Here is an 18,698-nt window from a genome sequence, read left to right as displayed (position 1 = left end):
TACCCTCGTAAGGGGTGAACCGGATGCGAAAAAAAACGCGCCGGGTGAGCGGCGCGTTGCGGATTCTAGCAAAAAACCGATGTTTAATGCTTGCTGCCGCCAGCACAGGTAGGCGAGGCCGGAGCCGCATCGATCTGTGCCCATTCTTCCGGCGTGTAAGTATGCAGCGCCAACGCATGGAACTCGCCCATCAGTTCGCCCAAAGTGCCGTACACCTTCTGGTGACGCTTGACGCGATTGAGCCCTTCGAACTGCCGGCTGACCACCACCGCCTTGAAGTGGGTCTGTAACCCACGGCTGTGCATGTGGCTTTCATCCAGCACTTGCAGATGCTCGGGCTGTAGCAGCCCCAGCGTCGATTCGATGCGTTGTTGCATGGTCATCCCGAACTCCGCTTAAGGCTTTTTCTTGGCAGGAGCGGCGCCTTTAGGCTCCAGCTCGGCCGTCATGTCAGCCAGCAGTTTGTTGACCACAGGCACCGCGCTTTCCAGCTTGGCTTGAGTCATCTGGGCCGATTGCTGAGTCAGCTGCGGCATTTTTTCCAGGACTTTCTTGCCCAGTGGCGACTGGTAGAACGCAACCAGATCCTTGAGTTCGGATTCGCTGAAATTGGTGGTGTAAAGCTTGACCATGTCCGGCTTCAGCTTGTTCCAGCCAATGGCTGCGTCCAGAGCGGCGTTGGCCTTGGCTTGATAGGTTTCCAGCAGGGCTTTTTTCGATTCAGGAGCTTTGGTCTGTTCAAAGCGCTGAGCGAACATTTGCTGCACTTGCATGTACACCGGAGTGCCCAATTTGTCAGCGTGCGCCAGGGTCAGGAAAGCTTCGGCACTGGCGTTGTGGCTGGCGGTATCGGCAAAAACCTGGCCGCTGGCGCAAACCAGTGCAACCGCGGTACAGATGGCACGAAGACGAGTCATCGAGTTTCCTTTTCTAGCAGGCGAGGCAAAACCTCAAGGGCGTCCATTCTGCACCTAAAAAAGTGTGTCACTCAACCCCAAGCCTTGTCGCGCCTGATTTAGAGGGGTTGAACGGTCAAATTCCAGACTGATGGAACCACGGCCGACGATCACAGCCTAAACTGCGCTATCAGACCTACAGGAGTGTGCATGATGAGCCGTATCGAAACCGACAGCCTGGGCCAGGTGGAAGTCCCGGATGACGCTTACTGGGGCGCTCAGACGCAACGCTCGCTGATCAACTTCGCCATCGGCAACGAGCGCATGCCGCTGGCGGTGCTGCACGCCCTGGCCCTGATCAAGAAAGCCGCGGCACGCGTCAACGATCGCAATGGCGACCTGTCCGCCGACATCGCCCGGCTGATCGAACAAGCCGCCGACGAAGTACTTGACGGTGACCACGACGAGCAGTTCCCGCTGGTGGTCTGGCAGACCGGCAGCGGCACCCAGAGCAACATGAACGTCAACGAAGTGATCGCCGGTCGCGCCAACGAACTGGCCGGCAACCCGCGTGGCGGCAAGACCCCGGTGCACCCCAACGATCACGTCAACCGCTCCCAGAGCTCCAACGACTGCTTCCCCACGGCCATGCACATCGCGACGGTTCAGGCGGTGCAACAGCAATTGTTGCCGGCGATCGCTGAGTTGTCCGGCGGGTTGGCGGAGCTGTCCGCGCGGCACATGAAACTGGTCAAGACCGGTCGTACCCACATGATGGACGCCACGCCGATTACCTTCGGCCAGGAACTCTCGGCGTTCATCGCGCAACTGGATTACGCCGAGCGGGCGATCCGCAGTGCATTGCCGGCCGTCTGTGAGCTGGCTCAGGGTGGCACCGCGGTCGGCACCGGATTGAACTCGCCCCACGGTTTTGGCGAAGCGATCGCTGCTGAACTGGCCGCCCTCTCCGGCCTGCCGTTCGTTACGGCCCCCAATAAATTTGCCGCCCTGGCTGGTCACGAGCCGTTGGTCACCCTCTCCGGCGCACTGAAAACCCTCGCCGTAACCCTGATGAAAATCGCCAACGACCTGCGCCTGCTGGGCTCCGGACCGCGAGCGGGGTTTGCCGAAGTGAAACTGCCGGCCAATGAGCCGGGCAGTTCGATCATGCCCGGCAAGGTCAACCCGACTCAGTGCGAAGCCCTGTCGATGCTGGCCTGCCAGGTATTGGGCAACGACGTTGCCATCGGTTTTGCCGCCAGTCAGGGCCACCTGCAATTGAATGTGTTCAAACCGGTGATCATCCACAACCTGCTGCAATCGATCCGCTTGCTGGGCGATGGCTGCAGTAACTTCCAGCAGCATTGCATCGCCGGGCTGGAACCGGATGCAGAGAAAATGGCCGAGCATCTGGAACAAGGTTTGATGCTGGTGACGGCGCTGAACCCGCACATCGGTTACGACAAATCGGCAGAGATTGCCAAGAAGGCTTATGGCGAGGGGCTGACCTTGCGCGAGGCGGCGTTGCAGCTGGGCTACCTGACGAATGAAGAGTTCGATGCGTGGGTGAGGCCGGAGAATATGCTGGAGGCCGGCGCCAAAGGTTGAAACTTGCGGCGGTTGATAGTCAGTCATCGCGGGCAAGCCACGCTCCCACAGGATTCGGGTCGCTCACGGGTATTGTGATCGACACAAAACCTGTGGGAGCGTGGCTTGCCCGCGATGAACGATAACGCGGTCTACCGTGTGACTGCCATCCGCACCCGCCGGGCCCTGAGCCCCGCCATCAACGATGGCCCCAACGCCACCAGCGCCGAACCCAACACCACCAATACCGCCCCGCCATAACCCAGGCCATTGATCTGCTCGGCATGCACATACTCCGGCCATAACCACGCAGCCATGGCCACGGCGGCGAAGGTCACCAGCGGCGTGATCGCCAGCGTCGCACTGACTCGCGAGGCTTCCCAATGGGCCAGGGCTTCGGCGAAGGCACCGTAAGCGATCAAGGTGTTCAAACAGCACGCCAGCAGCAGCCAGCCTTGCAGCGGGCTCAGTTGCAGCGCCTCCAGCGGATGCACCCATGGCGTGAGCAACAACGCGCAGAACAGGTAAATCACCATCATCACCTGCAACGAATTCCACACCGTGAGCAACTGCTTCTGACCCAAGGCATAGAAGGTCCAGACCGTGGACGCCAACAGCACCATCAGCACACCGGCGGTGTAATCGGTCAGGGAGGTGAGCAACTCACTCAAGCGCTGATTGAAGAACAGCGCAAAGCCGATCAGCAGCACCAACAGGCCAACCCCCTGCCCTACGCTGAACCGTTCCTTGAACACGAACAGACTGGCGATCAGCAACATGATCGGGCCCATTTGCACCACCAGTTGCGCGGTACCGGGGCTGAGCAGGTTCAGGCCCATCAGGTACAGCACGTAATTGCCGACCAGTCCGAGGACCGCCATCAACACCAGCCAGCCACCGCGCGGGCCGAGAACTTTGCGACTCGGCAGGCGTTTGGTCGCCGCCAGATAAATGAACAGGCAACCGCCGGACACCAGCAGGCGAAACCAGGTCACCGTCACCGGGTCCATCACCAGCAGCACTTGCTTGAGCTTGATCGGCAGGATTCCCCACAGCAACGCGGTCAGCAAGGCCAGGAACAGACCATAAACCCAGCGACCCGATGAAATATGCATGCTGACCCCGAAGCCGATTGGCGAAAACGGTCATTCTAGGCCCAGACCGGGGCGCGACACAGGGACAGTTGCCGCCGGGCCGCGAATGAAACTGTGCAGGTCGCACCCTAAAGTTGACGATATGCCGTCGATCAGGTGGCCAGGCGTGGCAAGTGGTTCATGCATAAGCTCATTGAAAACGTCATCCGCAGGAGATCGCCCATGTACGGCATGCGCGCCCAAGACAACGCCCCCGCCACCCACTTTCGTTGTGACCGCTTGTGTCGTGTGAATGGAGAGCTGTATTTCACCACGCGGGAACGCACGCTGGAGGGGCCGTTTGAAAACCGGGAGGCAGCGGTGCGTGAGATTCAGGCGTATATCGAGCGGATGCAGTTCTTGTGCATGAGCCGGTAAACCGCGGCGCCTGCATCGCGGGCAAGCCCGCTCCCACAGGTTTTGTGGCGTTCGCAGAATTTGTGATCGCCGCTGATTACTGTGGGAGCGGGCTTTCCCGCGATAGCAATGCAACAGTCTCTACAAACCTCGGTACTTACCGCACGGCCTCAAACAACCCCGTAGCCCCCATCCCGCCACCCACACACATGGTGACGATGCCGTAACGCAGGTTACGCCGCTGCAACTCACGCACGATGTGCCCGACCTGGCGCGAACCGGTCATGCCGAACGGATGGCCGATGGCAATCGAGCCGCCGTTGACGTTGTACTTGTCGTTATCGATTTCCAGCCGGTTGCGGCTGTACAGGCATTGCGAGGCGAACGCTTCGTTGAGCTCCCACAGATCAATGTCGGCAACCTGCAAACCCTTGGCCTTGAGCAACTTCGGCACCGAGAACACCGGGCCGATGCCCATCTCGTCCGGCTGGCACCCTGCCACGGCGAAACCGCGGAAGAAGGCTTTGGGCTTGAGCCCCAGCGCCAGGGCTTTTTCCAGGCTCATCACCAGGGTCATCGAAGCGCCGTCAGACAGTTGCGAGGAGTTGCCGGCGGTCACTGAGCCGTCTTCGGCAAACACCGGTTTCAACCCGGCCAGGCTTTGCAGGGTGGTGTCCGGGCGGTTGCAGTCGTCATGGTCGACGATGCCGTCGAGGATCTGCACCTGGCCGGTGGCCTTGTCTTCAACGCGATACTTCACCGCCATTGGCACGATTTCATCGTTGAACAACCCGGCGGCCTGCGCCAGGGCGGTACGCTGCTGGCTTTGCAGGGCGTACACATCCTGCTCCTGGCGACTGACACCGTAACGACGCGCGACGATCTCGGCGGTCTGGCCCATGGGGAAATAGATGCCCGGCACCTGCTCTTTCAGCAGCGGGTTGATCAGGTTGTCGGTGTTGACGCTTTTCATGGTCAGGCTGATCGACTCGACGCCACCAGCGACAATGATGTCGCTGCAGCCCGAAGCAATCTGATTGGCGGCAATGGCGATGGCCTGCAAGCCCGACGAACAGAAGCGGTTAAGGGTCATGCCTCCCGTGCCGATGCCCAGGTGCGACAGCACCGCGACGTTGCGACCGATGTTGAAACCCTGGGCGCCTTCGTTGGAGCCGGCGCCGACGATGCAATCCTCGACGCTGGCCGGGTCGACATCATTGCGCGTGAGCAGCGCGTTAACGCAGTGGGCCGCCATGCCGTCCGGACGGGTCATATTGAACTTGCCGCGAAAGGATTTGGCCAGGCCGGTCCGTACGCTGTCGACGATCACCACTTCACGCATGGCATACACCTCATTGTTGTTGTCAGTCAGGAGTTGGACCGAGCATAAGTCCACCCTATGACTGACCGCGACAATCATTCACCCCGCGTATGCGTAGCCATCGGTTCAGCGCTTGCGTTTTTGCAGTTTCTTCTCGCGCTTGTCGGACTTTTCGAAGGCCTCTTCCAGCGCCTGGTTAATGGTGCGCAGGACCTTGACCCGCGCCCAGCGCTTGTCGTTGGCTTCCACCAGAGTCCATGGCGATATCTCGGTGCTGGTGCGATCGACCATGTCGCCGACGGCGACGCGATAGTCCTCCCATCTGCCGCGATTGCGCCAGTCGTCTTCAGTGATTTTGAAGCGTTTGAAGGGGATTGCTTCGCGCTCCTGGAAACGCTCCATCTGAGTCTGTTTGTCGATGGCCAGCCAGAACTTGACCACGATCACTCCAGCATCGGCGATCTGCTCTTCGAAGTCGTTGATCTCGCCATAGGCGCGCATCCAGTCCGCCTTGCTGCAAAAGCCTTCGATGCGCTCCACCAGCACCCGGCCATACCAGGAGCGGTCGAACACAGTGAATTTCCCCCGCGCCGGAATATGCCGCCAGAACCGCCAGAGATACGGCTGCGCCCGTTCTTCCTCGGTAGGTGCGGCGATCGGCACGATGTCGTACTGGCGTGGGTCGAGCGCCGCGGCCACCCGACGAATTGCCCCGCCCTTGCCGGCCGCGTCGTTGCCTTCGAACACCGCAATCAACGCGTGACGCCGCATGCGCTTGTCGCGCATCAGACCGGAAAACCGTGCCTGCTCGGTAATCAGTTGCTCTTCGTAATCGTCCTTGTCCAGCTGCAGGGTCAGGTCCAGGCTGTCGAGCAGATTCATTTGATCGACGCTGGGAAACAAAGGCGCTGCGCTGACTTTGTGCGGGTGAATCCTGGGTCTCTTCAGCGCGCTCTGCAGGCCCTCGAGCAAGATTTTGCCGACCGTCAGGCTGCGATAGTGCGCGTCCACGCCGGCTATCACATGCCACGGCGCATAGTCGCGGCTGGTCCGGCGCAGCACCCGTTCGCCGTACTTCACGAATTTGTCGTAGGTCGCGGATTGTTGCCAGTCCAGCGGGCTGATACGCCAGCTGTGCAGCGGGTCATCGGCCAACGCCTTGAGCCGTGCTTTCATTTGTTTTTTGGAGAGGTGAAACCAGAACTTGAAGATCAGCGCGCCTTCGTCGCACAGCATTTTCTCCAGCCGCTCGGCGCCGTTGATACTTTGATCGAGTCGCGGATCCTTGAACAAACCATGAACCCGCCCTTGCAGCATCTGGCTGTACCAGTTGCCGAAGAAAATCCCCATGCGCCCCTTGGCGGGGAGCATCCGCCAGTAGCGCCAGGCCGGTGGTCGCGCCAGCTCTTCGTCAGTCTGCTGGTCGAACGTACGCACCTCGATCAGACGCGGGTCCATCCATTCATTGAGCAACTTGACCGTCTCGCCCTTGCCGGCCCCTTCGATGCCGTTGATCAAAATGATGACCGGAAAGCGGTGTTGCTGCCGAAGTTCAAACTGCGCTTCGAGCAAGGCTTCACGCAGGGCCGGTACTTCGGCGTCATAGGTTTCTTTGTCGATGGCATGACCGATTTCGGCGGATTCGAACATAGAGCAGCTCCTTCCAGGATTGAGCAAGACTAGCGGAGTTTGAGGTGTGCGGTGCTGCAAAAATTGAAGCGCCTTGCCATGGATCAAGCACCGCTGCGGCGATCGGCTAGAATGGCCACCTTGCCGTTACCGAGCCTGCCATGAAACCTGTATTGCCCCACGCCCAGCTCGACTGGGACGACCAAGGTCGCCCGCGCTCGCGGGTGTTTGATGATGTGTATTTTTCCGACCTGTCGGGCCTTGAAGAAACCCGTTATGTGTTTCTGGAGCAAAACGATTTGCGCGACCGTTTCGCCGCCTTGCCGGTGGATGGTCGACTGGTGATTGGCGAGACCGGTTTCGGTACCGGGCTGAATTTTCTCTGTGCCTGGCAGTTGTTCGAACAGCACGCGGTGGCCGGTGCGCGGCTGCATTTTGTCAGTGTCGAAAAATACCCGCTGAGCGCGCCCGATCTGCAACGGGCCCTGGCGTTATGGCCGGAACTCAAGCCGTTTGCCGATCAACTGCTGGCGCAATACGTAGCGATCCATCAAGGCTTTCAGCGCTTGGTGCTGGACAACGGCCGCGTCACCCTGACCCTGCTGATCGGCGATGCACTGGAGCAATTACCGCAACTGGATGCGCAGATCGACGCCTGGTTTCTCGACGGTTTCGCCCCGGCGAGAAACCCTGACATGTGGACCGCCGAATTGTTTGCCGAACTGGCTCGTCTGGCGGCACCCGGCTCGACCATCAGCACCTTCACCAGCACCGGCTGGGTGCGCCGGTTGCTGAACGCGGCAGGCTTCAAGATGAAGCGCACGCCGGGCATCGGCCATAAATGGGAGATCCTGCGGGGCACGTTCCTCGGCTGGCCTGAAGAGACCGCTAAGCCAGCCACGGCAAAACCCTGGTTCGCTCGCCCACAACCGCTGACCGGCGAGCGTCACGCCCTGGTGATCGGTGCCGGGCTGGCCGGTTGCGCCAGTGCCGCCAGCCTGGCTGCTCGGGGTTGGCAAGTGAGCCTGCTCGACCGCCACGAAGCACTCGCGCAGGAAGCCTCGGGCAATCCTCAGGGCGTGCTCTACCTCAAACTTTCGGCCCATGGCACGGCGTTGTCGCAATTGATCGTCAGCGGTTTTGGCTACACCCGACGGCTGCTGGAACAGCTGCAACGTGGCGTCGACTGGGACGATTGCGGAGTCTTGCAACTGGCCTTCAATGCCAAGGAAGCCGAGCGTCAGGCGCAATTGGCCGCGGCCTTTTCACCGAGCCTGGTACACCTGCTCGATCAACCGCAAGCCCAGGCCCGAGCCGGCATTGAATTGGAGCATGGCGGCTTGTTCTACCCTGAAGGCGGCTGGGTTCATCCCCCCGCGTTGTGCCAGTGGCAGGCGTCCTCAACGAACATCCAGTGGCTACCCCATCGCGAGGTGCTGGAACTGCGCAAGGTCGATGACCAATGGCAGGCCTGGGACGGAGATACGCTGCTGGCCAGCGCGCCCGTGGTGATTCTGGCCGGTGCCGCCGAGATCAAGCGCTTCCCCTACAGCGCCGACCTGCCCCTCAAACGTATTCGCGGCCAAATCACCCGACTGGCGCAAACCCCTGAAAGCCAGAGCCTGGCGACCGTCGTTTGCGCCGAAGGCTATGTAGCGCCCGCACGCCTGGGCGAACACACACTCGGCGCCAGCTTCGATTTCAAAAGCGATGAGCTGACCCCGACCGTCGCCGAACACCTCGGCAACCTGGCGTTGCTCGAGGAAATCTCCACTGACCTGGTCGCCCGTCTGCATGTTCCAGATCTGGACCCGCAACAGCTTGAAGGGCGCGCGGCGTTCCGTTGCACCAGCCCGGATTACCTGCCGATCGTCGGACCGCTGGCCGAACAGGTCGCCTTCGCCGAGGCCTATGCCGCATTGAGCAAAGATGCCCGGCAAGTGCCTGATGTGCCTTGCCCGTGGCTGGATGGGTTTTACGTCAACAGCGGTCACGGCTCTCGCGGTTTGATCACCGCGCCGTTGTCTGGCGAGCTGTTGGCGGCATGGCTTGAGAACGAGCCCCTGCCCTTGCCGAAAGCGGTGGCCGAGGCCTGCCATCCCAACCGTTTTGCCTTGCGCCAATTGATCCGCGGAAAAGCCTGACCCGCAGCCTTATAACTTATCGGTCTAAAACTCCAGGGATTCACCTGGGTCAGTTTCTGAGTACCCGCCGTTTTTGGCGGGTATCGATTGACCCTCCCCAACGGAAAAACCGGTAAGGACTTATGTGCGGATTAGCTGGAGAATTACGTTTCGACCATCAACCTGCGGACCTCGCAGCCATAGAACGAATCACCCATCACCTGGCCCCTCGCGGCCCTGATGCGTGGGGTTTCCACAGCCAGGGGCCGATTGCCCTGGGCCATCGGCGCCTGAAAATCATGGACCTGTCGGACGGCTCGGCGCAGCCGATGATCGACAACCAGCTGGGCTTGTCCCTGGCCTTCAACGGCGCGATCTACAACTTCCCGGAACTGCGCACCGAGCTGGAAAGCCTTGGTTACGCCTTCTATTCCGGCGGCGACACCGAAGTGCTGCTCAAGGGCTATCACGCCTGGGGCGAAGCCCTGTTGCCCAAACTCAACGGCATGTTCGCCTTCGCCATTTGGGAGCGCGACGCCAAGCGACTGTTCATTGCCCGCGACCGTCTCGGCGTGAAGCCGTTGTACCTGTCGCGCACCGGTCAACGTCTGCGCTTTGCCTCGGCCCTGCCGGCATTGCTCAAGGGCGGCGACATCAACCCGATTCTGGATCCAGTCGCGCTCAATTATTACCTGAATTTCCACGCGGTGGTCCCGGCCCCGCGCACCTTGCTGGCGGGCATCGAAAAACTGCCCCCGGCGAGCTGGATGCGCATCGAAGCGGACGGCACCACCGAGCAGAGAACCTGGTGGACCCTGCCCTACGGCCCACACGCCGACGAGTTGAACCTGACCCTCGAAGACTGGCGCGATCGCGTGCTCGACAGCACCCGTGATGCGGTGGCGATCCGTCAACGGGCGGCGGTGGATGTTGGCGTGCTGCTTTCCGGCGGTGTCGATTCGAGCATGCTGGTCGGTCTGTTGCGTGAAGTCGGCGTTGAAAACCTGTCGACCTTCTCCATCGGTTTCCAGGATGCCGGCGGCGAGCGCGGTGACGAGTTCCAGTATTCGGACCTGATCGCCAAGCACTACGGCACACAACATCACCAACTGCGCATCGACGAAAAAGAGATCATCGAGCAACTGCCCGCGGCATTCCGCGCCATGAGCGAGCCGATGGTCAGCCATGACTGTATCGCGTTCTATCTGCTATCGCGCGAAGTGGCCAAGCATTGCAAGGTGGTGCAAAGCGGTCAGGGCGCGGACGAGTTGTTCGCCGGGTATCACTGGTATCCGCAGGTGGACGGTGCGAGCGATCCGTACGCGGCGTATCGCGATGCGTTTTTCGACCGCAGCTACGCCGACTACGCGGCCACGGTGCAGCCGAAATGGCTGACGGCCAACGACGCGGCCGGCGACTTCGTGAAAGAGCATTTCGCTCAGCCGGGTGCCGACGCAGCCGTGGACAAAGCCTTGCGTCTGGACAGCACCGTGATGCTGGTGGACGACCCGGTCAAACGAGTCGACAACATGACCATGGCTTGGGGTCTGGAAGCGCGTACGCCGTTTCTCGACTATCGCCTGGTGGAATTGTCGGCGCGGGTGCCCGGCAAGTTCAAACTGCCGGATGGCGGCAAGCAAGTCTTGAAAGAAGCGGCGCGGCTGGTCATTCCGAGTGAAGTGATCGACCGCAAAAAAGGCTACTTCCCGGTCCCCGGCCTCAAGCATTTGCAGGGCGATACGCTGAACTGGGTGCGTGAACTGTTGCTCGATCCGAGTCAGGATCGTGGCCTGTTCAACCCCGCCATGCTCGACCGCCTGCTGACCGATCCGCAAGGTCAACTGACCCCGTTGCGCGGCTCCAAGCTGTGGCAATTGGCAGCGCTGAACCTGTGGCTCAGTGAACAAGGAATCTGATCGATGAAACCTCACGCCACGGCTTACAGCCAACGCTTGTTGCGCGGTCAGGCGCCCTCCTACGAACGCTTGCAGGCGCGCCTGGCCGAAGACGGCAGTGAATTGAGCGCCGCGCCAATCGCGGTGCATTGCGGTTGGGGCCGGCTGCTGATCGGCCATACCTTTCCCGATGCAACGAGCCTTGCCCAAGAGTTGCTCAATGAGCAGCCCGGTGAGCGGGACATCGCCTTGTACGTTGCCGCGCCCCAGCAAGTGCTGGGGCTGGAGCCGGCGCAACTGTTTCTCGACCCGTCCGACACCTTGCGCCTGTGGTTCAGCGATTACCGCCAGTCCACCCGGGTGTTTCGCGGTTTTCGCATCCGTCGAGCGCAAAGCGAAGCGGACTGGCAGGCCGTCAATCAGCTGTATCAGGCGCGCGGCATGTTGCCGATTGATGCGAGTCTGCTGACACCTCATCACCAGGGCGGCCCGGTTTACTGGCTGGCCGAAGACGAGGACAGCGGCGCGATCATCGGCAGCGTCATGGGCCTGAATCATCACAAGGCCTTCAACGACCCGGAAAACGGCAGCAGCCTGTGGTGCCTGGCGGTCGATCCGCAATGTTCCCGCCCAGGCGTCGGTGAAGTGCTGGTGCGGCACTTGATCGAACACTTCATGAGCCGTGGCCTGAGTTATCTGGACCTATCGGTGCTGCACAACAACCGTCAGGCGAAAAGTCTTTACGCCAAGCTCGGTTTTCGCAACTTGTCGACCTTCGCCATCAAGCGCAAAAACGGCATCAACCAGCCATTGTTTCTCGGCCCCGGCCCGGAAGCCGAGTTCAATCCGTATGCGCGAATCATCGTCGAGGAGGCTCATCGGCGCGGCATTGATGTGCAAGTGGATGACGCGCAAGCCGGCCTGTTTACCTTGATTCACGGCAGTCGGCGGGTACGTTGCCGCGAATCCCTGAGCGACTTGACGAGCGCCATCAGCATGACGTTGTGCCAGGACAAAAGCCTGACCCACAAGGTGCTGAAAAACGCCGGCCTTAGAATGCCCGTCCAACAACTGGCGGGGAGCGCGGACGACAATCTGGCGTTTCTCGACGAGCACGAACGGGTGGTGGTCAAACCGCTGGACGGTGAACAGGGCCAAGGGGTGGCGGTGGATTTACGCACCATCGAAGAGGTCCAGCAAGCCATCGAAAACGCCCGCACCTTCGACAGTCGAGTACTGCTGGAAAGCTTCCATGAAGGCCTCGACTTGCGGATTCTGGTGATCGGTTTTGAAGTGGTCGCCGCCGCCATTCGCCGGCCGGCGGAAGTGGTGGGCGATGGTCAGCATTCCATCGGTGCGCTGATCGAGGCCCAGAGCCGTCGCCGTCAGGCGGCGACCAGCGGGGAAAGCAAAATCCCGCGGGACCATGAGACCCAGCGCACCTTGCAGGCTGCGGGTTACGACTACAGCAGCATTCTGCCGGCCGGTGAGCATCTGTTCGTGCGGCGCACGGCGAATCTTCATACCGGCGGTATTCTTGAAGACGTCACGGCGATTCTGCATCCGACCTTGGTGGATGCGGCGGTGCGCGCGGCGCGGGCGCTGGATATTCCGATGGTCGGGCTCGACCTGATGGTGCCGGCCGCCGACCAGCCGGAGTATGTGTTTATCGAAGCCAATGAACGCGCCGGGCTGGCCAACCATGAACCGCAGCCGACGGCCGAGCGGTTTGTGGATTTGTTGTTTCCGCATAGTCAGCCGGCGGCCTCTTAGGGATGTAGTGCCCGGCCCCTCATGATCGTTCCCACGCTCTGCGTGGGAATGACTCCTCGGACGCTCCGCGTCCGCTTGGGACGCAGAGCGTCCCCGGCTGCATTCCCACGCAGAGCGTGGGAACGATCAGCTCTCACTTCATCAGGAGTTTCCATGACCAGCAAAATTCCCGAACCGGACCTCAGTTACCTGCAAAAAGTCCTGCTGGAAATGCTCGCCATTCCCAGCCCCACCGGGTTCACCGACACCATCGTGCGTTACGTCGCCGAACGCCTCGAAGAGTTGGGCATTCCCTTTGAAATGACTCGTCGCGGCACCATCCGCGCCACCCTCAAGGGCAAGAAGAACAGCCCGGACCGCGCGGTATCCGCCCACCTGGACACCATTGGCGCGGCGGTTCGCGCGATCAAGGACAACGGCCGTCTGACCTTGGCGCCGGTCGGTTGCTGGTCCAGCCGTTTTGCCGAAGGCAGCCGCGTCAGTCTGTTCACCGACAATGGCGTGATTCGCGGCAGCGTGTTGCCGTTGATGGCTTCCGGGCACGCGTTCAACACCGCCGTGGATGAAATGCCGATCAGCTGGGATCACATCGAATTGCGCCTGGACGCCTACTGCGCCACCCGCGCCGATTGCGATTCGCTGGGAGTCAGCGTCGGCGATTTCGTCGCCTTCGACCCGTTGCCGGAGTTCACCGAAAGCGGCCACATCAGCGCCCGTCACCTCGATGACAAGGCCGGCGTTGCCGCACTGCTGGCGGCGCTGAAAGCGATTGTCGACAGCGGTGAAGAACTGATGATCGACTGCCATCCGCTGTTCACCATCACCGAAGAAACCGGCAGCGGTGCAGCCGCCGCCCTGCCTTGGGATGTCAGCGAATTCGTCGGCATCGACATCGCGCCAGTCGCGCCCGGCCAGCACTCCAGCGAACACGCGGTGAGTGTGGCAATGCAAGATTCCGGCGGGCCTTATGACTATCACCTGTCGCGTCACCTGCTGCGCCTGGCCAGCGACAACGAGCTGCCGGCGCGCCGCGACTTGTTCCGCTACTACTTCAGCGATGCGCATTCGGCCGTCACGGCTGGCCACGACATTCGCACCGCCCTGCTGGCCTTCGGTTGCGACGCCACTCATGGCTATGAACGTACGCACATCGACAGCCTCGCCGCCCTCAGCCGCCTGCTTGGTGCCTACATCCTCAGCCCGCCGGTATTCGCCAGCGATGCACAACCGGCCACGGGATCGCTGGACCGGTTCAGTCATCAGATCGAACACGAGACGCAGATGGAAAGCGATACGCGGGTGCCGTCGGTGGATAGTTTGATTGGGCAGCGCACAGATAGCTGACCCAGGCATTTTCTTCGCATGAAAGATTGCCATCGCGGGCAAGCCCGCTCCCACAGGGAAATGCGGTCAACTGTGGGAGCGGGCTTGCCCGCGATGAGGACAGATCAGCCAACACATCAGGTCAAGGCTAGCCGCCCCCGTTCATTCGCCGTAGCATCGCGCCATTGTTTAGCCGAGGTGCCTTATGCTGATCCCCCACGACCAACTTGAAGTCGATACCCTGACCCGCCTGATCGAGGATTTCGTGACCCGCGACGGCACGGACAACGGCGATGACACACCGCTGGAAACCCGTGTCTTGCGTGTTCGCCAGGCATTGACCAAGGGCCAGGCGTTGATCGTCTTCGATCCGGAAAGCGAACAATGCCAGTTGATGCTCAAGCACGACGTGCCCAAGCATCTGTTTGACTGAGACCCTTAACGAGCTTTGGCTTTGGCCTGTTTGATCTGGATGCGCTCATAGACTTCGGCGCGATGTACGTTGACCTGCTGCGGCGCTTCAACGCCGAAGCGCACGCTGCTTCCGTTGACGGCGAGAACCCGCACGGAAATGTTGTCACCAATGGATATCAACTCGCCCACAACGCGACTGAGTACAAGCATGGCATTCATCCTTCAGGGTTACCGGCCCTTGAAGATGCCCGTCGCGTAGCGGGTGTTCAATGCAACAGCAGCAAAACAGTCTCGCCCTACGGCGCAGGATGCATCGCCCTGACGGACGCTTCCGACAAACCGGCTGAATGAAGGACCGATCCTTCAGGAAACGGAAAAGCGTGGGCCAAACAGAATGACACTCGCCCCGATCACACACAGCGCCACGCCAATCCAGTCCGAGCCCAGTGGACGAATCCGCTCGACCACCGCCAGCCAGCCGATCGACGCAATGATGTAGATGCCACCGTAGGCGGCATAGGCGCGGCCGGCGTAGCTCGCTTCGACCCGGGTCAGCAACACAGCGAACAAAATCAGGCTGAGCAACGCCGGAATGACCCACCAAGCGCTTCTACCCTGGCGCAGCCACATCCAGAAGGCGAAGCAGCCGGCGATTTCGAACAGCGCGGCGAGGAAAAACCACAGGTAATTGAGCATGCAGACGTCTCGTGAGGATGGCCGGTTGCGGCCACCCTAACGATGGTGTTGCGCACGGGCAAGTTCAGCCTGCGTTTTGTTTGGCCTTGGCGCGCATTTTGTCGGCCATCACGGTCATTTCGTTGTAGAGCACTTGCGGATCTTTTTGTTTGATCGCCCACGCCATGCGGCCCTGCTCGTGAGGCAGAATCAAGAACTCGCCGGCGGCGACCTGCTGATAGATGTAATCGGCAATGTCAGCAGCGCTGATCGGCGAACTTTCCAGCAACTTACCGACCTGGGCCTTCATGGCCGGGGTCGGGCCGCGGAAGGAGTCCAGCAAGTTGGTCTGAAAGAATGACGGGCAGACTACATGCACGCTGACTTCCTCATGGGCCAGTTCGATCAACAGGCTTTCGGACAAAGCCACCACACCCGCCTTGGCCACGTTGTAGTTACTCATGGCCGGACCTTGCATCAGTGCCGCCATCGAGGCGATGTTGATGATCTTGCCTTTACTTTTCTCCAGCAGCGGCAGGAAGGCCTTGCAGCCCTTGACCACGCCCATCAGGTTGATCGCGATCTGCCAGTCCCAGTCTTCCAGCGACAGTTCGCTGAAGAACCCGCCCGAGGCCACACCGGCGTTGTTGACGATGACATCGATGCCGCCGAGCTTCTCTTCACAGGCTTGGGCGAACGCCGTCAGCTGGCTGTAGTCGCGCACATCGCAACGCTGGATGAAACCGTCACCGCCGGCTTCGCGAACCAGCTTGAGGGTTTCTTGCAGGCCAGGCTCACTGACATCCGACAAGGCCAGCTGCCAGCCTTCACGCGCCCAGCGCAGCGCGATTTCGCGACCCAGGCCTGAGCCCGCGCCAGTGATCATCATGCGATTTTGCATAGCAAACAGCCTTGTTGTTCCGGGGAAGATGCACCGAGTGTAGCGAAGGATAATGCACGACCCACGCTCCATCAGATTGCTGAATGGCCAACGATGAATCATGGCGCGGTTCGGTTGTTTCAACTTTGAGACGCAGTAAAAGAAATAAACGTGCTTTCCAAATACATTAAAAAAACCTGGAATTTTTCTTCATACCCATGAGTCGGATTTTGTAAGCAGCTAGGATTAATACAAGCCCAGCTGATAGCTAAAACCCTAGGTCAATCCACAACGCTTCCAACAAGGAAACAGACATGGGCACAATTCTTATCGTTATTCTTATCCTGTTGTTGATAGGTGGCTTGCCGGTCTTCCCGCACTCCAGAAGTTGGGGTTACGGCCCGTCCGGTATCATCGGCGTGGTGTTGGTGGTGCTGTTGATCCTGCTGCTACTTGGCAAGATATAAAGGTTTTGCCGGCAAAAAAAGAGGCCCTGCGAAGGGCCTCTTTTCTATTGCGCGAAAACTTAGTCCGGCTTGCCGTCAACTACACCGGCGGTGTTATCGATCAGGCTTTTGGTGGCCGTCTGAATGAACGACTCGAGCTTTTGCTTGAGCGCCGCTTCGTCCGCCGATGCCGGGATCACTTCACCTTTCGGGTTAGCGCCCAGTTCGTATTGATACAACTTCGGCGGCATCTCTTTGGGCAGTACCAGCACACGATCCCCGGTAAGCAATGCAACCGTCTGATCGCTGCCCGACGGCTTGATCACGCCAAAACCCTTGTCGCCTTCCGGCAGGTTCAGCAAATCGCGACCCCAGCATTGTTGAACCACGTCACCACCGATACGGCCCATGATGGTCGGCACGATGTCAATCTGGGTGCCGACGGTGTGGTCGACCTGGCCGAATTTTTCCTGGACGCCCGGCCCGATCATCAGCATCGGTACGTTGAAGCGGCCCAGGTCCATTTCAGTAATTTGCTGTTCATTGCCAAAACCGTGGTCGCCGACCACCACGAACAGGGTTTCCTTGAAGTACGGCTCTTTGCGGGCCTGTTCGAAGAATTGACCCAGCGCCCAGTCGGAGTAGCGCATGGCGGTCAAGTGTTCGTTAAGGTTGCCACGATCGGTCACAGGCTTCACCGGCAATGGCGTGGGCAAAGCGTACGGCGTGTGGTTGGACAGCGTTTGCAGCAAGGCATAGAACGGCTTTTTGTCCTTGCCATCGCGGGCCTTCAATTCTTCCAGACCACGGTTGAACATGTCCTGGTCGGACACGCCCCAGGTCGGATCGGAGAACACCGGGTTGACGAAGTCATTACGCCCGATGAAGTTGGTCATGCCCTGGTTGCTGAAGAAGCCGGACTGATTGTCCCAGGCGAAGTCGCCGTTGTAGACGTACACGTCATCGTAGTCACGGGCGCTGAGCAACTGCGGCAGGCCGGACAGTTTGTGGCTGCCTTCAGGCGTCTGCATCAGGTACTCGAAACCCGGCAAGTTCGGGAAGCAGGCCATGGTGGCGAACATGCCCTGGTGGGTATGGGTGCCGTTGGAGAAGAATCGGTCGAACAACAGGCCTTCTTTCGACAGTTTGTCGAAGTACGGGGTGATTTCACCCGGACGACCCAGAGCACCCACCGAGTGACCGGCGAAGCTTTCCATCAGGATCACCACGACGTTCTTGATCGGCAGTGTCTTGTTGGTGTCGGGGCTGAAATTGCGACGCACCGCGGCGGTCTCGGGATCGACCAGCTTGTCGCTCGAGGTCAGTAACATATCGCGCACGGTCTGCTGGGCCAGGGGCTGTGGCAGTGTTGCCTTCCAGACATTGTCACGATGTTCGGACATCCGGCTCTTGGCCGCCGCGATCAACGACAGCGTGCCGTTGAGGCCCAACTGGTTGGCGAAGTTCGAGTCGGTGGTGTAAACGTCACCCCAACGCATTGGCGGGCCCTGACGCAGAGTGCCACGAGCCGCGACCACGCAGACCAGCAGGCAGACTACGAATACCATGCCACGTGCATACCACGGAGCGACCTGCCGCGTACCAATGCTGCCACCGCTGAACGGCCCGCGAGGACGCGTGGCGCGGTCGGCGCCCTTGAACGCGAGGGTCAGGATCAACGTGCCCACGGCCCAGGCCAACAGGTAGCGAACCACCGGAAAACCGTACCAGAGCATGCTCATCACGGTTTTCGGGTCTTCTTTCACGTATTGGAAGACCAGACCGTTGAGGCGCTGGTGAAACTCGCGGTAAAAGTCCATCTCCATCAGGCCGAGGAACAGCGCGATGCTCGAGGCAACGGTCAACCACAACCGGAAGAACCCGCGGGCGGCCATGGCCCGGGCGCTGAACAATGCCAGCAGCAGCGGAATGCAGAGGTAAACCACCAGACGCAAGTCGAAACGCAGGCCGTTGGCGAACGCTTCCAGAAATGTCGAAGCCGGTGTGTCGAGGATCATCGAGCTGTTATAGACCAGCAGCGCCACGCGCAGCAGGCTGAACATGACCATCATGACCAGGGCACACAACAGTGTGTAGGCCAGATGCGATTTGACGGTCGGTTGCAGCAGGCGACTAGAAGCTCGCTGCTGACTCAGGGCGTCCGAGTTTGCCATGTCGTTTTAGGACCCATTGGAAGTTGAAGTTTCAAAAATACAGCGGCGCCTTGCCTGATGCCGGTCAGTTAA

Annotated in this window: 17 protein-coding genes; 8 read left to right on the top strand and 9 right to left on the bottom strand. The window is 60.3% G+C overall.

What is annotated here, in order from left to right; genetic code table 11:
• Window positions 1–83: 83 nt before the first annotated feature.
• Together PSH88_RS08450 and PSH88_RS08445 are read right to left on the bottom strand one after the other, a co-directional pair.
• The gene (locus PSH88_RS08450; protein ID WP_007939900.1) at window positions 84–383 is read right to left on the bottom strand and encodes a BolA family protein; all 300 of its coding nucleotides are present in this window, start codon (window positions 381–383) and stop codon (window positions 84–86) included.
• Between the two features lie 12 nt (window positions 384–395).
• Window positions 396–917 carry a DUF2059 domain-containing protein gene (locus PSH88_RS08445; protein ID WP_008071591.1) on the bottom strand — a complete coding sequence of 174 codons (522 nt, stop codon included), beginning with the start codon at window positions 915–917 and terminating at the stop codon, window positions 396–398.
• Between the two features lie 192 nt (window positions 918–1,109).
• Here PSH88_RS08445 and PSH88_RS08440 point away from each other — a divergent pair, with 192 nt between their 5' ends.
• A complete protein-coding gene (locus PSH88_RS08440; RefSeq protein WP_305425786.1) occupies window positions 1,110–2,504 on the top strand; it encodes a class II fumarate hydratase in 1,395 nt (464 codons plus the stop codon).
• Between the two features lie 131 nt (window positions 2,505–2,635).
• Here the strand turns inward: PSH88_RS08440 and PSH88_RS08435 are convergent, their stop codons facing one another.
• Window positions 2,636–3,598, bottom strand: coding sequence for a DMT family transporter (locus PSH88_RS08435; protein WP_305425785.1), 963 nt, complete (start codon window positions 3,596–3,598; stop codon window positions 2,636–2,638).
• Window positions 3,599–3,799: 201 nt separating this feature from the next.
• Between PSH88_RS08435 and PSH88_RS08430 the strand changes: the two genes are divergently transcribed.
• Window positions 3,800–3,994: a DUF6316 family protein gene (locus tag PSH88_RS08430; RefSeq protein WP_218397630.1), complete on the top strand. Its 195-nt coding sequence runs from the start codon at window positions 3,800–3,802 to the stop codon at window positions 3,992–3,994.
• A 136-nt stretch (window positions 3,995–4,130) separates the two neighbouring features.
• Here PSH88_RS08430 and PSH88_RS08425 read toward each other — a convergent pair whose 3' ends face one another.
• Complete coding sequence (locus PSH88_RS08425; protein ID WP_305425784.1) at window positions 4,131–5,315, bottom strand: thiolase family protein; 1,185 nt, start codon at window positions 5,313–5,315, stop codon at window positions 4,131–4,133.
• Between the two features lie 105 nt (window positions 5,316–5,420).
• Window positions 5,421–6,944, bottom strand: coding sequence for a polyphosphate:AMP phosphotransferase (gene pap, locus PSH88_RS08420; RefSeq protein WP_305425783.1), 1,524 nt, complete (start codon window positions 6,942–6,944; stop codon window positions 5,421–5,423).
• Window positions 6,945–7,084: 140 nt separating this feature from the next.
• Between pap and mnmC the strand changes: the two genes are divergently transcribed.
• From mnmC to PSH88_RS08395, 5 genes are all read left to right on the top strand, one after another.
• Entirely contained in the window at window positions 7,085–9,067 is a 1,983-nt protein-coding gene (gene mnmC / locus PSH88_RS08415) for a bifunctional tRNA (5-methylaminomethyl-2-thiouridine)(34)-methyltransferase MnmC2/FAD-dependent 5-carboxymethylaminomethyl-2-thiouridine(34) oxidoreductase MnmC1 (RefSeq protein WP_305425782.1), read from the top strand.
• A 122-nt stretch (window positions 9,068–9,189) separates the two neighbouring features.
• Window positions 9,190–10,962: an N-acetylglutaminylglutamine amidotransferase gene (locus PSH88_RS08410; protein WP_305425781.1), complete on the top strand. Its 1,773-nt coding sequence runs from the start codon at window positions 9,190–9,192 to the stop codon at window positions 10,960–10,962.
• 3 nt (window positions 10,963–10,965) lie between these two features.
• Entirely contained in the window at window positions 10,966–12,714 is a 1,749-nt protein-coding gene (gene ngg / locus PSH88_RS08405; protein ID WP_305425780.1) for an N-acetylglutaminylglutamine synthetase, read from the top strand.
• A 153-nt stretch (window positions 12,715–12,867) separates the two neighbouring features.
• Window positions 12,868–14,058 (top strand): osmoprotectant NAGGN system M42 family peptidase, encoded by a 1,191-nt coding sequence (locus PSH88_RS08400; protein WP_305425778.1) that lies wholly within the window; start codon window positions 12,868–12,870, stop codon window positions 14,056–14,058.
• A gap of 184 nt (window positions 14,059–14,242) precedes the next feature.
• Complete coding sequence (locus PSH88_RS08395) at window positions 14,243–14,470, top strand: YheU family protein (RefSeq protein WP_003199186.1); 228 nt, start codon at window positions 14,243–14,245, stop codon at window positions 14,468–14,470.
• 5 nt (window positions 14,471–14,475) lie between these two features.
• On the opposite strand, the gene csrA is transcribed toward PSH88_RS08395, so the two are convergent.
• The 3 genes from csrA to PSH88_RS08380 form a co-directional block, all read right to left on the bottom strand.
• Window positions 14,476–14,661, bottom strand: coding sequence for a carbon storage regulator CsrA (csrA, locus tag PSH88_RS08390; RefSeq protein WP_064616631.1), 186 nt, complete (start codon window positions 14,659–14,661; stop codon window positions 14,476–14,478).
• A gap of 153 nt (window positions 14,662–14,814) precedes the next feature.
• Window positions 14,815–15,147: a YnfA family protein gene (locus PSH88_RS08385; RefSeq protein WP_305425776.1), complete on the bottom strand. Its 333-nt coding sequence runs from the start codon at window positions 15,145–15,147 to the stop codon at window positions 14,815–14,817.
• Window positions 15,148–15,211: 64 nt separating this feature from the next.
• Window positions 15,212–16,027: an SDR family oxidoreductase gene (locus PSH88_RS08380; RefSeq protein ID WP_305425775.1), complete on the bottom strand. Its 816-nt coding sequence runs from the start codon at window positions 16,025–16,027 to the stop codon at window positions 15,212–15,214.
• A gap of 293 nt (window positions 16,028–16,320) precedes the next feature.
• Here PSH88_RS08380 and PSH88_RS08375 point away from each other — a divergent pair, with 293 nt between their 5' ends.
• Window positions 16,321–16,473: a DUF3309 family protein gene (locus PSH88_RS08375; protein WP_008012020.1), complete on the top strand. Its 153-nt coding sequence runs from the start codon at window positions 16,321–16,323 to the stop codon at window positions 16,471–16,473.
• A 59-nt stretch (window positions 16,474–16,532) separates the two neighbouring features.
• Here PSH88_RS08375 and PSH88_RS08370 read toward each other — a convergent pair whose 3' ends face one another.
• The gene (locus tag PSH88_RS08370) at window positions 16,533–18,626 is read right to left on the bottom strand and encodes an LTA synthase family protein (RefSeq protein WP_305425774.1); all 2,094 of its coding nucleotides are present in this window, start codon (window positions 18,624–18,626) and stop codon (window positions 16,533–16,535) included.
• Window positions 18,627–18,698 lie beyond the last annotated feature (72 nt).

Origin of the sequence: Pseudomonas wuhanensis (genome assembly GCF_030687395.1) — a bacterium.
GTDB lineage: Bacteria > Pseudomonadota > Gammaproteobacteria > Pseudomonadales > Pseudomonadaceae > Aquipseudomonas > Aquipseudomonas wuhanensis.
This window is presented reverse-complemented; position numbering and strand designations above follow the sequence as displayed.